The sequence below is a fragment of the Pseudofrankia asymbiotica genome, from assembly GCF_001983105.1.
Lineage (GTDB): Bacteria > Actinomycetota > Actinomycetes > Frankiales > Frankiaceae > Pseudofrankia > Pseudofrankia asymbiotica.
In genome coordinates, this window is the sequence record NZ_MOMC01000003.1 from 96103 (window position 1) to 110148 (window position 14046).

Here is a 14046-nt window from a genome sequence, read left to right on the forward strand (position 1 = left end):
GGGTGGGCATGGACGCATCGCTGATCTTCGACCTGGTCTCCACGGACCACACCGGCGACGGCCTGAGCAAGGCGCGCAAGACCTTCGACGCCGCTTTCGCCGGTATTGCCGCGTCCGTCGGCGGCGCCCTCGGCTATGGCATCGCCGAATCGCTGAACCTCGGCACCGCGAACGCGAAGCTCGCGGCTCAGCTCGGTCTCGGTACCGCCGAGGCTGCGCAGGTCGGGAAGATCTCGGCCGACATCTACGCCGACAACTGGGGCGACAGCGCCGAGACCGTGAACGCCGCGATCAAGGGCGTGTACCAGAACATCGGCGAGGGGAACGCCGGCTGGGTCAAGGACACCGCCGAGAAGGCGACCGCGATCGGTGACATCTTCGAGCAGGACGTCGGCGGGGTGACGGCGAGCGTCGGCCAGCTCATGAAGACGGGCCTCGTCGACAACGCCGACGAGGCGTTCGACGTCATCACCCGCGGGTTCCAGTCGGGCGCGGACAAGAGCGGCGACTTCCTCGACACGCTCAACGAGTACTCGGTTCAGTGGTCCAAGTTCGGCCTCGACGCCCAGACCGCCACCGGCTTGCTGTCCCAGGGCCTGCAGGCCGGCGCGCGCGACGGCGACCTCGTCGCCGACGCGATCAAGGAATTCAGCATCCGGGCGATCGACGGGTCCACCACCACGGCCTCCGGGTTCCAGGCGATCGGCCTCGACGCGAAGAAGATGGCGGCCGACATCGCCGCCGGCGGCCCGACGGCGTCAGCTGCCCTGGACCTGACGCTCGACAAGCTGCGGGCGATGAAGGACCCGGTGGCGCAGTCCGCAGCGGCCACCGCCCTGTTCGGTACCCAGGCCGAGGACCTAGGCGCCGCGCTGTTCGCCCTGGATCCGTCGTCGGCGGTGGACGCCCTCGGCCAGGTGGGCGGCGCGGCGGATGCGGCGATGACGGCGATGTCCGCCTCGCCCGCGGCCCGTCTGGAGACCGCGAAGCGCGAGATCCAGCAGAAGCTGACGCAGATCGGTGGCGTCGTCGTGGGCTGGGCAACGCAGCACACGGACGTCGTCAAGCCGCTCGCGGTCGCTCTGGGCGCCGTCGCGGCCGTGATCGTGGCCGTGAAGACGGCGACGGCACTGCTCACGGTCGTCGAGCAGGCGAGGCTAGTCGCCACGAAGATCGGGACGGCTGCCCAGTGGGCGATGAACACGGCGATGAGCGCCAACCCGATCGGGCTGCTCGTCATCGGGATCGCGGCCGTGATCGCGATCCTCGTCATCCTGTGGTTCAAGGTCGACGGCTTCCGCGAGGCGATGATCACCGCGTTCCATGCCAGCGCCGACGCGGTGATGTGGTTCCTGCGCGGCGCCGAGATGGTGTTCGGCAAGATCGGTACGTTCTTCACCAACCTGCCGGGCTGGATCCTCAGCGTGTTCTCGATGGCCGGCTCGCTGCTCTACGACGTCGGCTCCAAGATCATTGAAGGTCTGTGGACCGGGATCCAGTTCTATTTCAAGATCGTCGAGTTCTTCTACGTCGGCCTGCCGCTCAAGATCCTCGGCTACTTCCTGGGCGCCGCGTCGTGGCTGCTCGGCGCCGGCAAGGACGTCCTGTCCGGCCTGTGGTCGGGCGTCTCGGGCGGATGGACGGCCGGCGTGGGCTTCCTGACCGGCCTGCCGGGCAAGATCCTCGGCTACCTGCCGAACCCCGCGGCCCTGCTCTACGACGCCGGAAAGAAGATCATCCAGGGTCTGTGGGACGGCATGAGGCACGTATGGAGCAGCCTGACCGGCTGGGTATCCGGCCTGGGCGGCTGGATCTCCAGCCACAAGGGCCCGGTCCAGGTCGACGCGCAGCTGCTCGTCCCCGCCGGTGACGCGATCATCGGCGGTCTGCTCGGCGGCATGCAGGACCGGTGGCTCGAGGTCCARCACTTCGTGTCCGCCGCCGCACCGTCGATCTCGGCCGGCGTCGGGAGCTCAGTGCAGGCCGCCCCGATGGCCGTGCGCGCCGTGGGTGGCGACGGGGCCTCGATGCCGCCGATCAACGTCACGTTCACCGGGCCGATCTACGCCGACCGCGCGGGCGTGGAGCGGTTCGTGCAGCAGGCCCTGCCCGCGATCCAGCGGGGGATGCGCCAGTACAGCCTGAGCAACGGCGGCGCCTCGAACATCACGGTCTGACCGCACCCGCCCGGGGCCGTGCCTCCGCCGGGCGGGTGCGGGGCTCAGGGAGTCGGTACGGGCGCCTCGTCGTCGTCCAGGCCCAGGCGCCCGCACCGGTCCGGCTGCACGTCGGCGGTCACGCACACCCAGCCGTTCTGCTCGGCCCCGATCTCGACCTTCCGGACGTCGGAGCACAGGCTCAGGATCTCGATCACGTCGGCGCAGTCCTCCGCCGTCCCGACGACCACGAGGCGCGCGGTCATCCGACGCACTCACCGGGCGCCGGGGCTGAATCGAGATGGAGATACACGCGGACGAGTCCATCCGTGCCGCGCACGGGGAACGGCTGAGAGACGTGCTGCACGTCCAGCACGAGGCGCAATGCCGCAATCGTGTCCGCGACGTCCGCGGGCGAGCCGACCACCCGGATACGCACTGCCGGCTCGTCGGCGCGCCCGACATCGCCCGCGGCGCGCTGCAGCCGGCGCGCGATGCCGGAGTGYCCGGCCGCCTTCACGGTCGCGCTCACGACATGCCCGGCTTCGGCGCCCAGCCGAGGGCGATCCGCGCGGCCCGGACGCCCTCAGGGTCCCACGTGTCGTCCATCAGGACGTCCGAGCGGAAGTCCCACTCCGGCACGGCCTCGTCGGTGCTGGCCTCGACGGGTACCTCGGCAGCCTCGACGAGCGGCTCGTCGGGCAGGGATGATGGGTCCATACGGCGCCCTCCGACGGCGTCGTGGCCCGTTCGGTGTTAGCGCACCGGGCGGGCCTTTCTCGTCTCTGYGCGCATCACGGACGGCGCGCGAACACTCGGTCACGCTAGCGGTTCGGTGGACGGCTGGGAAGACTGGTCGGTCAGACCCACCATCCGCACCTGAGTGTCTGGCCCGTGGGTGGGAACCGTGGGCCAGCGGCGTACGCCGACGAGATCGTCACCTTCGGCGAGATCCGCGCCGCGCTCGGCGTCGCGAAGTCCCGCGCCTGGACGATCACCAGGGACCGCGACTTCCCGGCGCCCTGGTTCGTGTCGGCCGACGGGCAGATACGCCTCTGGCTTCGCAGCGACGTCGAAGCCTGGCTCGACCAGCACCGCCCCGACTGGCGCGGCTGACGGGCATGACGGGGCGTGACGGGCACCGTGGGCCGCTGGCCAGCGCGTTGACGGGTTGACGGGTCCGCGGCACCACCCCCCGAAACGGGCCTCTACGGGCCCGGGGCGTACCTGCCCGCCATGTCGACAAGACCCGTCGCACCTAGCGGTCGCCCTGCTAGGCCTAGCACCGCCGCTAGCGGCCCACGTCCGGCCTGGCCTGCGATCTAGCGCCTAGCGGCAGTTAGGTCCGTGCGGGGCGAGTTAGATCCGTAACCCGGCTGCCGGCAGCCACGGCAGGGCCGCTAGCTGGGCGGAGTTAGCGAGTTAGGTCGTGGTCGCGAGTTAGGTCCGGCAGCTGCCGGCAGCGCTGCGGCAGGTGCCGGCAGGGTGCCGCCGGAGCTAACTTCCCCTCCGCCCGCGGCGGGGGCGGACCCTTCGCCAGCTGGTCTGACCGGGGCGTCCCCACGGACCCGATGACCCGATGTCGCCTGTGCCGCAGACACACCTAACCCGATCGACACCCGATCCAAGACCCGATCGATCGGGTCTCCATCGGGACCGGGGAGGGAGGCCGCGGCCGGTCGCGAACCCCGGCTCGGCGGCCCGCGGGGACGTTGGCGCATCGGCGCCGCGCGCCTCCCTGGCGGCCGTCTGCGCAGGTCAGCCCAGGGAGGCGGAGTAGGGAGGCGCCGAGGGAGAACTCCCCGCCTCCCTGGCGCCTCCCTGCACCCCGAAACGCCACCGGCCCGCCCCGACATGCGGGACGGGCCGGTGGGCAGGGGTCCTACTCGGCGAGCTCGGACGTGGGTCTCGTCGTCAGGGACAGCCGGTACAGGGACTCGCACGCGAGCGCGAGCCGCTCGCACGCCAGCGGCGAGAGGCCCTCCGGCGACCCGCCGGCCGTCGGGCCGACCACGTTCTCACGCTCGCAGTCGGCAGCCGAGTCCCGGGCGAGCAGACCCATGGCGATCTCGAAGTTCATCTCGGCCAGGACGGCGAGCAGCTTCACCGACTCGTCGCTGAGCGTCTCGAAGTCGATCGTGCTGCCGACCATCACGGCGACGCGGGCGAAGTCGCCGAGAACCGACAGCCGACGCTCGACGCTGTCCCCGGACAGGACGGCCGCCGGGTTGCCCGTCATCGGGCGTCGTCCTGCGCGGCCGCCCCGAGGCCGTGCTCGAGCTGCGCGGCCGCCGGGACGGCGGCGCCCTCGAGGCGCGCCTTCTCCGCCGCCCTGGCCTCGAGGCCGGCCAGCTCGGCGCGCATCGCCGCGGCGTGGGTCCGGTGCCGGTGTGCCCGCTCCTCGTCGCGGTCAGCCAGCCAGGCGGCTTCCCCCTCGGCCTCGGCGATCCGCGCGGCCAGCGTCTCGACGTGCGTCGGCCGCTCGTGCAGGACGGCGACGAGCGCCAGGACCGAGCGGATCGACCCCTGCCTCAGCGGGGTGGCCGGGCCCGGCGCGCCGGCCAGCACCCGCTCCAGCACGAAGCCGGCGGCGCCGATGGCGTGCATGGCCCGGCTGATCCGCCCGTCGCCCACAACCGCCATCCGCTGGCGTGCCRCCGCCAGCTCGGCGTCCGTGAGCGGGGCCACGGCGACCGCGGGCGCCGACTCGCGGGCGACGGCGACCAGGGCGTCGCCGCGGCGGACGCTCTCGCGCTGCACGTCGTCCGGAGCGTCGCCAGCGGCATCGATCGCGCCGGCCAGCCAGGCCTGCGCGTACCAGTAGCGCACCTGGCCGGACGTCTCGACGCCCAGCTCCTCGGCGAAGTGCGCCCGCGCCCACTCCAGCTCAGCGGCCATCAGGTACGGCGCGGACCCGCCGACCGGCCGTGCGTGGCACGAGCAGTCCGCGCAGTCCTTCCGGCAGGTCCGGCAGACCAGGTCGTCGTCGTACGGGCCCTGCTCCGCGGCGCTCACGCCGACACCTCGGCAGTGATCTCGAAGCTCTCCAGGCCGGTGATCCACACCGACCCGAAGGCGTTCGTGAGCTTGACGTTGACCAGGCGGTCGCCTGCGTTCATCCGCCGCAGCGCCTTGCGCAGGTCGTCCACCGTCGCGCCAGCGGGCAGGTTGAACGTGTGCGTTGCCGCGGCCTCGGCCGTGGTCTCGACCGGCTCGACGGCCGGCTCTGGGATCATCTCGGTCATGGTTCGGGACTCCAGGGGTCTCGTTCCTAGGGCCCGTTCCGGGGTGCCAGCCCCGGGCGGGCCTGCTTACAGGGTCGAACGATAGGCCGATATCGCGATATCTGTCTAGCCAACTCTGGAACAACGCGATACAGCGATAGCGCGGTATCGGGCTACGATCACCGGCATGAGAAAGAAGGCTCGCGATCTCGATGACCTCCGCGAGCTGGCGGAGGGCGTGCGAGATGCGGAGCAGACGCTCGACACCGCCCGGCGCAACCGGGACGAGGGCATCCGCGACGTCCGGCGCGCGGGACAGCACACGGTCGCCGAGATAGCCGAGGCGGCCGACGTGTCGGAACCGACGGTGCGCGTCGTCGTCCGCGGGATCCGACCCGGCGATAAATGATCTGTCCATGGACACGGCGTGGACACACATGCGCCGGCTAGGGGCGACGAACGATGTCGAACGGTATAGATCGACACATGCCCTGACCAGCACGTATGACCATGGGTGACGATCGGCGTTGACCGGTATCTACCGGGATCGCTACTTCCGCTTCTGACCCGGCGGTCGCGGGCGTCACATCGAGTCAGACCCGGCAGACCGACGGGGACGACGAATCGGCGAAGGAAACGGTTCGTGTCGCTGATGGAGACGATACGTAGCGACGTGGCAGGCTCGTGGGCCGTGGGCACCCAGGTGGACGAGACGCCGGCCGGGTACGTCGRCACGGCGGACGCGCGCGAGCACGGCCCTTCGGGGCGTCCCCCGGTACCAGCACCGCCGGGATCGTCCGCCCCTCCATCGGAGTTGGCGGCGGTGGCGGCGGCGGGCTCGTCGCCGCGGGTCGTGTCCGCTCGGCGCGCGTTCGCGCTGGTCACGCTGTCGCTGGCCACCGTGGCGCTGCTGCGCGCGCCGGCCGCGGTCCACGCCGGCGAGGGAATGCCGCCGGGCACGACTCGAGAGGTCGTTCTGGCCCTCGCCCGTCCGCTCGCGGCCGCCACCCGCCCGCTCGGCCTTGACTGGCCGAGCACGCGGCTTTCGGCACTGTTTGGACACGGCACCCCGGCCACCCCCACCGAGCTGGTCACCGCCGCGGGCCGGGAGAGGCCCGGGGCCACGATGACCGAGCCGCGGGCGACCGGCGGCGGACAGGCCACCCCCGCACCCGTCGCGCCTGCTCCGGTTCGGGTCCCGACGACCGCCAACCCGCTGCGCGTCCTCGTCACCGGCGACTCGCTGACCGAGTCGCTGGGCCCGACGATCACCAACTCCGCGCCGGCCACCGTGCGAGCGCAGACCGACACCCGGTTTGGCACCGGCCTCGTCCGTCCCGACTTCTTCGACTGGGCAAGCCATGCCCGCGCACAGATCGCGGACCGTGACCCGGAGGCCGTCGTCGTCGCCCTCGGCGCCAACGACGGCCAGGGCATCACCCTGCCCGATGGCACGATCCTGCCGGCCGGGTCGCCGGGGTGGGCTGACGAGTACCGGCGCCGCGCCCTCGTCGTGCTCCGGATCTGGACGGATGAGGGCAGGCGCCGGGTGTACTGGGTCAGCCTGCCCCCGGCGCGCTCCGACCGCCTCGACGGCTACTTCCGTCAGCTCAACGCCGCTGTGGCGGACGCCGCCCGCCAGGTCCCCGGCGCCACGTTCCTGGATCTGGTGCCCGAACTGACCGACCGGGGCCACTACAGCGACTACCTACATGATTCGGCTGGCCACACCGTGCTCGCCAGGACCCGCGACGGTGTCCACTACACGCTGGATGRCTCCCGGATCGTCGCCTCCCCGATCCTCGCGGCGCTCACCACCGACTATCACCTGACCACACCAGTACCCGGCGGCGGCGGGTAGCGAACCGCCCTGTCAGCGGCCGCGAGCGGCGGCGAAGCCGAATCCGGCGCCGTCGAGGTCGGCGCGGGCGGCGGTCACGACCTGGTAGGCCTCGGCGACGAGCTGAGAGCGTCGGGCCGGGTCAAGGTCGGTCCGGCCGAGCAGGCGGAGCAGGTCCTCCGCGAGGACGGTCACCTGGTCGGCCAGGCCATGGGGGGCGAGCGGCGGTGGCTGCGCGCCGTCGGGGGCCGCGGAGCCGGCCGCCCGGCCCAGGCGGGCAAGCTCACGGGAGAACGCGGCGGCCCGCTCGGCCCGCGTACCACCGGCGGCGGCACGCACGCCCCAGGACGCGGGACTCCAGCTCCGGAGGCGGTCGAGCAACCAGGTGACCTCACGGGTCAGATCGCGGGCCAGACCCTGGACCGATTCCGACATCCGGGCACCTTACCTGACGAGGACGACGCCGGGTCTTGCTCTACGGTTCGCCTTGATGCACCCTCCCTTCATGGTCCGTTGACTACGGGTTCAGCTCAGGAGGCGCGCATGTCTCAGTTTCGCTCCGTCCAGACACCGCAGACCCACCAGAGTCTCATCCAGCGCCTTCCAAAGATCACCGGCCACGATCTAGCTCATTGGCTCGCGCGCATCGAGGATGGCCCAGGTCTGCTGCGGCTGCAGGAGCGTGTCAACTGGCTGCGCGACGAGTACAACCTTCCGCACTGCTACGCCGCCGCACTCGTCCACGAGTCCGACATGCGCCGCCGCGCCATCAGAGTCTGACTCCACCGGCACCGGACCGGTCGGGGCGCCCAGCGCCCCGACCGTGTCGCCGCGTACCCGCCGGAGCCGCTACAGACCGGCGATCCGCCCGGTCCAGGGCGAGCGCGAGCGCGCCCGCTTGGCCTCCCGGCCGCGGCTCCGTCTCAACGGTGTCTCAACGACGAAGCTTTGAGAGAAGGCGGAGCATCTCCAGGTAGACCCAGAGGAAGCCGATGAGCAGGCCGTACGCGGCCCGCCAGGCCTCCGCGCGCGGCGCCCTGGCCGCGACCGCCCGTTCGATGTAGTCGAAGTCGAGGATGAACTGCAGGCTGGCGAACACCAGGACCACCAGGCTGAACAGGATCCCCAGCGGGGTGGCGTCGTTCATCACCGGCAGCTRGCTACTGCTCGTCAGCCGCAGCACGAGGTCGATCAGGCTCAGCACGATGACGGCGGACAGCACCGCGCCGACGACTCGCGCCATCCGCGGCGTGGCCCGGATACGCCGGCTGCGGTAGGCGAGCAGCATGGCCGTGAAGATCACGCCCGTTCCGAGCAGCGCCTGCGGGATGATCCCCGAGTAGGCCGACTCGTACTGCCGGGACAGACCGCCGGCGCCGATGCCGGCCAGCACCGCGAACGCGATCACCAGCGGCGGCGTCGCCCGGCCGCTGAACCCGATCACCAGGCTCAGGACGAACCCGGCGATGCCGGCGGCCATGACCAGTCCGGGCGAGCCTGGGACGAGCAGCCAGCCGGCGGCCCCRCCGACGCCCGCGATCCCGAACAGCCCGAGGGTGTGCATGATGACGTCGTCGACGGTGAGCCCGCTCGGCTGGCGGTAGACGCGCGCCAGGTCCTCCGGCGTTGGTGTCCCGGGCGCCCCGGGCAGCCCGCTCCGCGAGTCCGGCGGCCAGGTGATCTCATCCCGCCTGGCCGGTGCCGAGCGCATCCGGGTGAAGACGGGGTTACTTGATCGAAGTATCGCCATGTAGGCTTGCCGCCCCTTCGTGCTGACCACCGAGCGGCGCCCTGCCACCCCGCGTGCCGGGGCGTGCCCCACACGCCAACCAACACTCACCGCGAACGATAAACGTCATCCCGCATCCACCGGTTCCCCGACCGCGCCAGCCACCGAGGGCACCCTCGCTGGACACGCGGAGCCAATGCATCGGACCCTCCGCGCGGGCCGGGCACGCTCATGCCCCCGCGACGCGGGAGCGAGGCGCTGGGGCACCCAGAGCTACAGAACGGCCACGACAACGCGCGCCGAACGCACAAAGAGCCCCACAGTCAAGCAATACAAGAAACCCCAGCAAGGACATCGCAGAAGCGGAGCCCAAGAGGGCGAAGCCGCCGAAGGCGGCAAGCCCGAAGGGGGATCCAAGGGGGCGAAGCCCCTTGGCGCGGGGTCCGGTGCTCGGCCCCGGGGCAATATCGCGGCCCAAGGCGAAGCCGCCCAAAGGCGGCGAGCATGGAACGCCTGGCTCGTGCCGGTGGTCGGAGTCGAACCGACACTCGAGCTGTTTTTAGGACAGCCTCCTCTACCTGTTGGGATACACCGGCTCGTCTACATCGCTGATATTTCTACCACGCTACGTAGGTTCTGGGAATAACACAACGTGGAGAAATCACCCGGACGGCGGACGGATGGGACAGTCGTCACCCTTCGTGACGTTCGGGTGAACAACGCGCGGACAGATCGGTGCGGACCGTCATAGGAAGTCGCGTGGTCATCACACGGYGGTCATGCCTTCGGCCGACTTCCGATAGGCCGATATGTCCGTTCTGGGACAGTGCCCGTCCCCGACGACGCCTCGCCCGCCACGACTTCCGCCGCGTTGTCATACCGGGCCGACCGGCCCTCCTCCGCCGGCGGCCGCACCGGTCCTGGCCGGAGCGGCGGTGGGGGCGGAAGGGGGTGGCGCGGCGACGGCGCGGCGGAACTCGGCCCGAGGGTCAGCGAACGAGCCGAGCGAGACGATCTCCCGCTTGAAGAAGAGAGACAGAGTCCAGTCGGCCATCACCCGGGCCTTGCGGTTGAAGGTCGGCAGGCGGCTGAGGTGGTAGGTCCGGTGCATGAACCAGGCTGGCCACCCGCGCAGCTTGACGCCATAGACGTCGGCCACGCCGCGGTGCAGGCCAAGGGAGGCCACGCTGCCGGCGTACCTGTGCTCGTAGGGCTCGATCGGCTCGCGGCGCAGGTGGGCCACCAGATTCTCGGCGAGCCTGCGGGCCTGCCGGACGGCATGCTGGGCCGACGGGCTGGTGGTGGCCCCCGGAGGCCCGGTCAGGTCGGGCACGGCCGCGCAGTCGCCGGCCGTCCAGGCGTCCACGACCCCCTCGACCTGGAGGAAGGGGTTGGCCCGCAGGCGGCCTCGTTCGTCGAGTGGCAGGTCGGTGTGGCCGAGCACGGGGTTGGCGCGCACCCCGGCCGTCCACACGATCGTGTCGGAGTCGAACGCGGTGCCATCGTCGAGTTCGACGCGACCGTTCACGAGGCTCGTGACGCACCGGCTCAGCCGGACCTCGATCCCGCAGTGCTCGAGCTGTTTGACGGTGTAAAGGCCCATCGCCGGCGAGACCTCGGGGAGAATACGGTCGGTCGCCTCGACGAGCACCCACCGCAGATCGGCCGGGACGATATTCCGATAATAGGCGCACGCATGACGTGACATGTCCTCGAGCTCGGCGAGCGCCTCAATTCCCGCATATCCGCCGCCGACGAAGACAAAAGTAAGCGCGCGGGCACGCTCGACGGGGTCACGCATCGACGCCGCGGCGTCGAGCCGGTTAATCACCTTGTTTCGCAGGTAAATGGCCTCGGCGACCGACTTGAATCCGACGCCGAGATCCGCGAGCCCGGGAATCGGCAGTGTGCGGGCGACCGAGCCGGGTGCCATCACAAGGATGTCGTAGCCGAGTTCGTACTCGTCACCACCGACAGTACGGACCGTGGCGACGCGATGCGTGTGCGCGACGCTGGTGACCCGCCCACTGACCACCTCGCATCCGGGAAGCACCTTGCGCAGTGGGACAACCACATGACGTGGCTCCAGGTTGCCGGCGGCCGCCTCCGGCAGGAAGGGCTGGTAGGTCATGTAGGAGTTAGGCTCGACGACGGTCACCCGCGCCTCACCACGCCGTAGCCGGCGCTGCAGCCGCAGGGCTGTGTACATCCCGACGTAACCACCGCCGACGACGAGGATGTGTGGCGCCCGACCAAATGCCATGGGAAAGCGGTACCCACGGCGCCAACGCGTACGCCCCGCGGGCGTGGCGGGCGCCGGGCGTACCGCTCCCGCCGAAGCCGTCCAGACGTGACGTGCACCACGAATACGCCATTTGACTACCCGACCATGACGTAGGAGACACCGGTGATGTGGGCCACGACCGGGCGGGCCGGGCGCCCCATAGTGGCGTGACGCCGGGGCAATTCGGATGGCCGGTTGGCCTCTTGTGAGCTATTTGCGCGCTTATCGGCGCTCCGCTCGGGCCCGGCGGGTCAGCGGGCGGTGTCCCCCGGACGCAGGCCGGCGTACCCGGCGGCGGCGGACAGCACGTCCTCGAGCATCTCGGCCGTGACCCGGCCGGTGAAGGTGTTCTGCTGGCTGGGGTGGTAGCAGCCGAGCAGCAGGGGCCCGGCTGGCAGCTCGACGCGGGCGCCGTGGCCGAAGGCGGGACGGCGGGCCGGCAGCGGGTAGCACGCGGCCTTCAGCGCCGGCCAGAGGGCCTGCCAGGCGAAGCCACCGAGTACCACGACGGCGCGCAGCGTCGGACGGGTGAGCTCCAGCTCGCGGACCAGCCAGGGCCGGCAGGCGTCCCGCTCGGCGGGCGTGGGCTTGTTGACCGGGGGCGCGCAGCGCGCCGCCGCCGTGATCCTCGTCGCCACCATGCGCTGGCCGTCGCCCGCCGACGTGGACGTCGGCAGGCTCGCCAGGCCCGCCCGGTGCAGCGCCGCGAACAGCCAGTCGCCGCTGCGGTCACCGGTGAAGATCCGGCCCGTGCGGTTGCCACCGTGCGCGGCCGGGGCCAGGCCCACCAGGAGCACGCGCGCGTCCGGCGGCCCGAACGAGGGCACCGGCCGGCCCCAGTACGGCTCCGTGGCGTACGCGGCGCGGCGAACCCTCGCGACCTCCTCGCGCCACGCGACCAGCCGCGGGCAGGCCCGGCAGACCGACGCGCGCGCGTCGACCTCGGCCAGGTGGGGTGCCGCCGCCGCCAGCCGGGCCACGTCCTCGGCCGACCGCGCCACCGGCGTCGCCGCCGTCGCCGGGTCGCCGGGCCAGCCGGTCCCCGGCGGGACCGGTCCCCGAGTCTCGGCGTTCACCTGATCAGCGCTCCGTCACTGACTACACCCGTCTGTCACACATACAGAACGACATGACCACCTGAGGTTCCAGACCCGGCCATGCCGCCAACTCCAGGAGGGCGCTCAGCGCCCGGCCCCCGGCGGCAGAGCGGCGATGGCCGCGCTAGCGACCTTAAGCCGAGCGCCCCAGGGAGAACGCGATGCCGTCGAGGATGTCGCGCTCGCTGGCCACCACCGCCGGCAGTCCCACCCGCTCCACGAGCGTGCGCAGCACCAGCGCGCCGGCGGCGATGACATCGACCCGGCCGGGGTGCATCACCGCGAGCGCGGCCCGCTCGGGGTGCGTCATCGCCAGCAGCTTGCCGGTCACCTCCGCCACCGCCTCGGCCGGCGTGGACAGCAGGTGGATCCGTTCGGAGTCGTACTCGGGCAGGTCGGCGGCGAGCGCCGCGATGGTGGTGACGGTGCCCGCGACCCCGACGAGCGTCGCCGCCGTGCGGATCGGCACCACCTGCTCGGCCAGGTCGAGGGCGGCGTTGACGTCGGCGACGATCGCCGCGGCCTCGGCCGGGTCGGGCGGGTCGGAGCGGAAGTGGCGCTCGGCCATCCGCACGCAGCCGACGTTGACCGACCGGGCGGCGAGCACCCCGGCGGCGTCTCCGAGCACCAGCTCGGTGGAGCCACCGCCGATGTCGGCGACCAGGATGGGCGTCCGCGCGTCCGGAAGCTCCGCGGCGGCGCCGGCGTAGGACAGCGCCGCCTCCTCGTCGCCGCTGATCACCTCGGGGTCGGTCCCGAGGATCGCCCGCACCCCGTCGACCAGCTCGGCGCGGTTGCGCGCGTCCCGGGTCGCGCTGGTGGCGACCATCCGCACCCGGGTGGCGCCCAGCCGGTCGATCTCGGCGGCGTAGTCGCGCAGCGCGGCGAAGGTGCGCTCCAGCGCCTCGGGGGCGAGCTCGCCGGTACGGTCCACCCCGGCGCCGAGCCGGACGATCTCCATCCGGCGGGTCAGCTCGCGCAGCCGCGGCCCCGTGGTCGCGCGCCCCGGGCCCTCCCCGGGCTCGATGTCGGCGATCAGCAGCCGGATCGAGTTGGTACCGCAGTCGATGGCGGCGACGCGGCTCATCCGGCCGCTCCCTTCTGCTCGTCGGGCGATGGCGGCGGCTCGACGCAGGGGCCGCGGGCGCCCCAGTCTCCGGCGGCGGACAGCGCCTCGTCGCCGAACGGGTTCACCCCGGGCCCCGCCGCCAGGCTGTGGGCGGCGAGCACGTGCAGGCACTTGACCCGGTCCGGCATGCCGCCGGCGCCCGGGTCGCCCTGGAGCTCGCCCAGCGCGTCCCGGCGGGCGAGGTAGTCCGCGTGGGCGGCGCGGTAGGCGGCGGCGAGCTTCGGGTCCTCGCCGAGGCGGGCCGTCATCTCCCGCATCACCCCCGCCCCCTCCAGCCGGGAGATCGCGGCCGTGGCCCGCGGGCAGGTCAGGTAGTACAGCGTCGGGAACGGTGTGCCGTCCTCCAGCCGGGGCGCCGTCTCGACCACGTCGGGCAGCCCGCAGGAGCAACGGTGCGCGACCCGCCGCACCGCTCTCGGCCGCCGCCCCAGCTGCCGCTCGACGACGTCAAGATCGCGAGCCAGCCCGCCGGCCTCATCGTCCCCGACGTCGTCCACGGCGTCCGCACTCATCCGACCACCAGCCAAGCCACCTCACCGCCCCACAACCAGGCCAACCACTGCCATGTCCTCACGCAGGGAAGGCGT

General features: G+C 71.9%; 17 protein-coding genes and 1 tRNA gene. 5 read left to right on the forward strand and 13 right to left on the reverse strand.

Translation table 11 applies throughout. The features are described 5' to 3' along the window. Positions 1-8 precede the first annotated feature (8 nt). Positions 9-2177 carry a phage tail tape measure protein gene (locus tag BL253_RS01110; RefSeq protein ID WP_241834411.1) on the forward strand — a complete coding sequence of 723 codons (2169 nt, stop codon included), beginning with the start codon at positions 9-11 and terminating at the stop codon, positions 2175-2177. A gap of 44 nt (positions 2178-2221) precedes the next feature. Here the strand turns inward: BL253_RS01110 and BL253_RS01115 are convergent, their stop codons facing one another. Genes BL253_RS01115 through BL253_RS01125 form a run of 3 tightly spaced genes read right to left on the reverse strand, consistent with a single transcriptional unit; the run spans position 2222 to position 2876 of the window. Then, positions 2222-2422, reverse strand: a complete 201-nt coding sequence (locus tag BL253_RS01115) for a hypothetical protein (protein ID WP_076812575.1) — start codon at positions 2420-2422, stop codon at positions 2222-2224. After that, positions 2419-2688 (reverse strand): hypothetical protein, encoded by a 270-nt coding sequence (locus tag BL253_RS01120; RefSeq protein ID WP_076812578.1) that lies wholly within the window; start codon positions 2686-2688, stop codon positions 2419-2421. The genes BL253_RS01115 and BL253_RS01120 overlap by 4 nt, the downstream gene beginning before the upstream one ends. After that, complete coding sequence (locus BL253_RS01125) at positions 2685-2876, reverse strand: hypothetical protein (protein ID WP_076812581.1); 192 nt, start codon at positions 2874-2876, stop codon at positions 2685-2687. The genes BL253_RS01120 and BL253_RS01125 overlap by 4 nt, the downstream gene beginning before the upstream one ends. 174 nt (positions 2877-3050) lie before the next feature. On the opposite strand from BL253_RS01125, the gene BL253_RS01130 reads away from it, so the two are divergent. Continuing rightward, on the forward strand, positions 3051-3272 hold the full coding sequence (locus BL253_RS01130; protein ID WP_081437885.1) for a helix-turn-helix transcriptional regulator: 222 nt from the start codon (positions 3051-3053) through the stop codon (positions 3270-3272). 766 nt (positions 3273-4038) lie between these two features. Here the strand turns inward: BL253_RS01130 and BL253_RS01135 are convergent. From BL253_RS01135 to BL253_RS01145, 3 genes are read right to left on the reverse strand one after another with little or no spacing between them, the layout of a single operon-like run. After that, on the reverse strand, positions 4039-4395 hold the full coding sequence (locus BL253_RS01135; RefSeq protein WP_076812583.1) for a hypothetical protein: 357 nt from the start codon (positions 4393-4395) through the stop codon (positions 4039-4041). Continuing rightward, positions 4392-5171: a hypothetical protein gene (locus tag BL253_RS01140; RefSeq protein ID WP_076812585.1), complete on the reverse strand. Its 780-nt coding sequence runs from the start codon at positions 5169-5171 to the stop codon at positions 4392-4394. Before BL253_RS01140 ends, BL253_RS01135 begins: the two co-directional genes overlap by 4 nt. Further along, positions 5168-5401 carry a hypothetical protein gene (locus BL253_RS01145; RefSeq protein ID WP_076812588.1) on the reverse strand — a complete coding sequence of 78 codons (234 nt, stop codon included), beginning with the start codon at positions 5399-5401 and terminating at the stop codon, positions 5168-5170. The genes BL253_RS01140 and BL253_RS01145 overlap by 4 nt, the downstream gene beginning before the upstream one ends. 166 nt (positions 5402-5567) lie before the next feature. Here BL253_RS01145 and BL253_RS01150 point away from each other — a divergent pair, with 166 nt between their 5' ends. Both BL253_RS01150 and BL253_RS01155 read left to right on the forward strand, forming a co-directional pair. Then, positions 5568-5789 (forward strand): hypothetical protein, encoded by a 222-nt coding sequence (locus tag BL253_RS01150; RefSeq protein ID WP_076812591.1) that lies wholly within the window; start codon positions 5568-5570, stop codon positions 5787-5789. A gap of 234 nt (positions 5790-6023) precedes the next feature. Then, positions 6024-7241 (forward strand): SGNH/GDSL hydrolase family protein, encoded by a 1218-nt coding sequence (locus BL253_RS01155; RefSeq protein WP_081437886.1) that lies wholly within the window; start codon positions 6024-6026, stop codon positions 7239-7241. Between the two features lie 12 nt (positions 7242-7253). On the opposite strand, the gene BL253_RS44620 is transcribed toward BL253_RS01155, so the two are convergent. After that, complete coding sequence (locus tag BL253_RS44620) at positions 7254-7655, reverse strand: hypothetical protein (RefSeq protein ID WP_076812593.1); 402 nt, start codon at positions 7653-7655, stop codon at positions 7254-7256. Positions 7656-7763: 108 nt separating this feature from the next. On the opposite strand from BL253_RS44620, the gene BL253_RS01165 reads away from it, so the two are divergent. Continuing rightward, positions 7764-8000 (forward strand): DUF4287 domain-containing protein, encoded by a 237-nt coding sequence (locus BL253_RS01165; protein WP_076812596.1) that lies wholly within the window; start codon positions 7764-7766, stop codon positions 7998-8000. A gap of 154 nt (positions 8001-8154) precedes the next feature. Here the strand turns inward: BL253_RS01165 and BL253_RS01170 are convergent, their stop codons facing one another. The 6 genes from BL253_RS01170 to BL253_RS01195 form a co-directional block, all read right to left on the reverse strand. Further along, complete coding sequence (locus BL253_RS01170) at positions 8155-8970, reverse strand: Bax inhibitor-1/YccA family protein (protein WP_076812600.1); 816 nt, start codon at positions 8968-8970, stop codon at positions 8155-8157. Between the two features lie 500 nt (positions 8971-9470). Continuing rightward, positions 9471-9545, reverse strand: a tRNA-Leu gene (locus tag BL253_RS01175). Positions 9546-9823: 278 nt separating this feature from the next. Beyond that, positions 9824-11212: an NAD(P)/FAD-dependent oxidoreductase gene (locus tag BL253_RS01180; RefSeq protein WP_076812603.1), complete on the reverse strand. Its 1389-nt coding sequence runs from the start codon at positions 11210-11212 to the stop codon at positions 9824-9826. A 272-nt stretch (positions 11213-11484) separates the two neighbouring features. After that, positions 11485-12309 (reverse strand): uracil-DNA glycosylase, encoded by an 825-nt coding sequence (locus BL253_RS01185; RefSeq protein ID WP_076812605.1) that lies wholly within the window; start codon positions 12307-12309, stop codon positions 11485-11487. A gap of 154 nt (positions 12310-12463) precedes the next feature. Beyond that, positions 12464-13417 (reverse strand): Ppx/GppA phosphatase family protein, encoded by a 954-nt coding sequence (locus BL253_RS01190; RefSeq protein WP_076812608.1) that lies wholly within the window; start codon positions 13415-13417, stop codon positions 12464-12466. Then, positions 13414-13971 (reverse strand): DUF501 domain-containing protein, encoded by a 558-nt coding sequence (locus BL253_RS01195; protein ID WP_076812610.1) that lies wholly within the window; start codon positions 13969-13971, stop codon positions 13414-13416. Before BL253_RS01195 ends, BL253_RS01190 begins: the two co-directional genes overlap by 4 nt. Between the last annotated feature and the right edge of the window lie 75 nt (positions 13972-14046).

What these genes read in the sequence shown, in the direction of transcription:
- BL253_RS44620 (WP_076812593.1), bottom strand. Translation starts at nt 7,655, where the DNA reads ATGTCGGAATCGGTCCAGGGTCTGGCCCGCGATCTGACCCGTGAGGTC.
- BL253_RS01115 (WP_076812575.1), bottom strand. Translation starts at nt 2,422, where the DNA reads ATGACCGCGCGCCTCGTGGTCGTCGGGACGGCGGAGGACTGCGCCGAC.
- BL253_RS01125 (WP_076812581.1), bottom strand. Translation starts at nt 2,876, where the DNA reads ATGGACCCATCATCCCTGCCCGACGAGCCGCTCGTCGAGGCTGCCGAG.
- BL253_RS01180 (WP_076812603.1), bottom strand. Translation starts at nt 11,212, where the DNA reads ATGGCATTTGGTCGGGCGCCACACATCCTCGTCGTCGGCGGTGGTTAC.
- BL253_RS01150 (WP_076812591.1), top strand. Translation starts at nt 5,568, where the DNA reads ATGAGAAAGAAGGCTCGCGATCTCGATGACCTCCGCGAGCTGGCGGAG.
- BL253_RS01190 (WP_076812608.1), bottom strand. Translation starts at nt 13,417, where the DNA reads ATGAGCCGCGTCGCCGCCATCGACTGCGGTACCAACTCGATCCGGCTG.
- BL253_RS01165 (WP_076812596.1), top strand. Translation starts at nt 7,764, where the DNA reads ATGTCTCAGTTTCGCTCCGTCCAGACACCGCAGACCCACCAGAGTCTC.
- BL253_RS01135 (WP_076812583.1), bottom strand. Translation starts at nt 4,395, where the DNA reads ATGACGGGCAACCCGGCGGCCGTCCTGTCCGGGGACAGCGTCGAGCGT.
- BL253_RS01145 (WP_076812588.1), bottom strand. Translation starts at nt 5,401, where the DNA reads ATGACCGAGATGATCCCAGAGCCGGCCGTCGAGCCGGTCGAGACCACG.
- BL253_RS01195 (WP_076812610.1), bottom strand. Translation starts at nt 13,971, where the DNA reads ATGAGTGCGGACGCCGTGGACGACGTCGGGGACGATGAGGCCGGCGGG.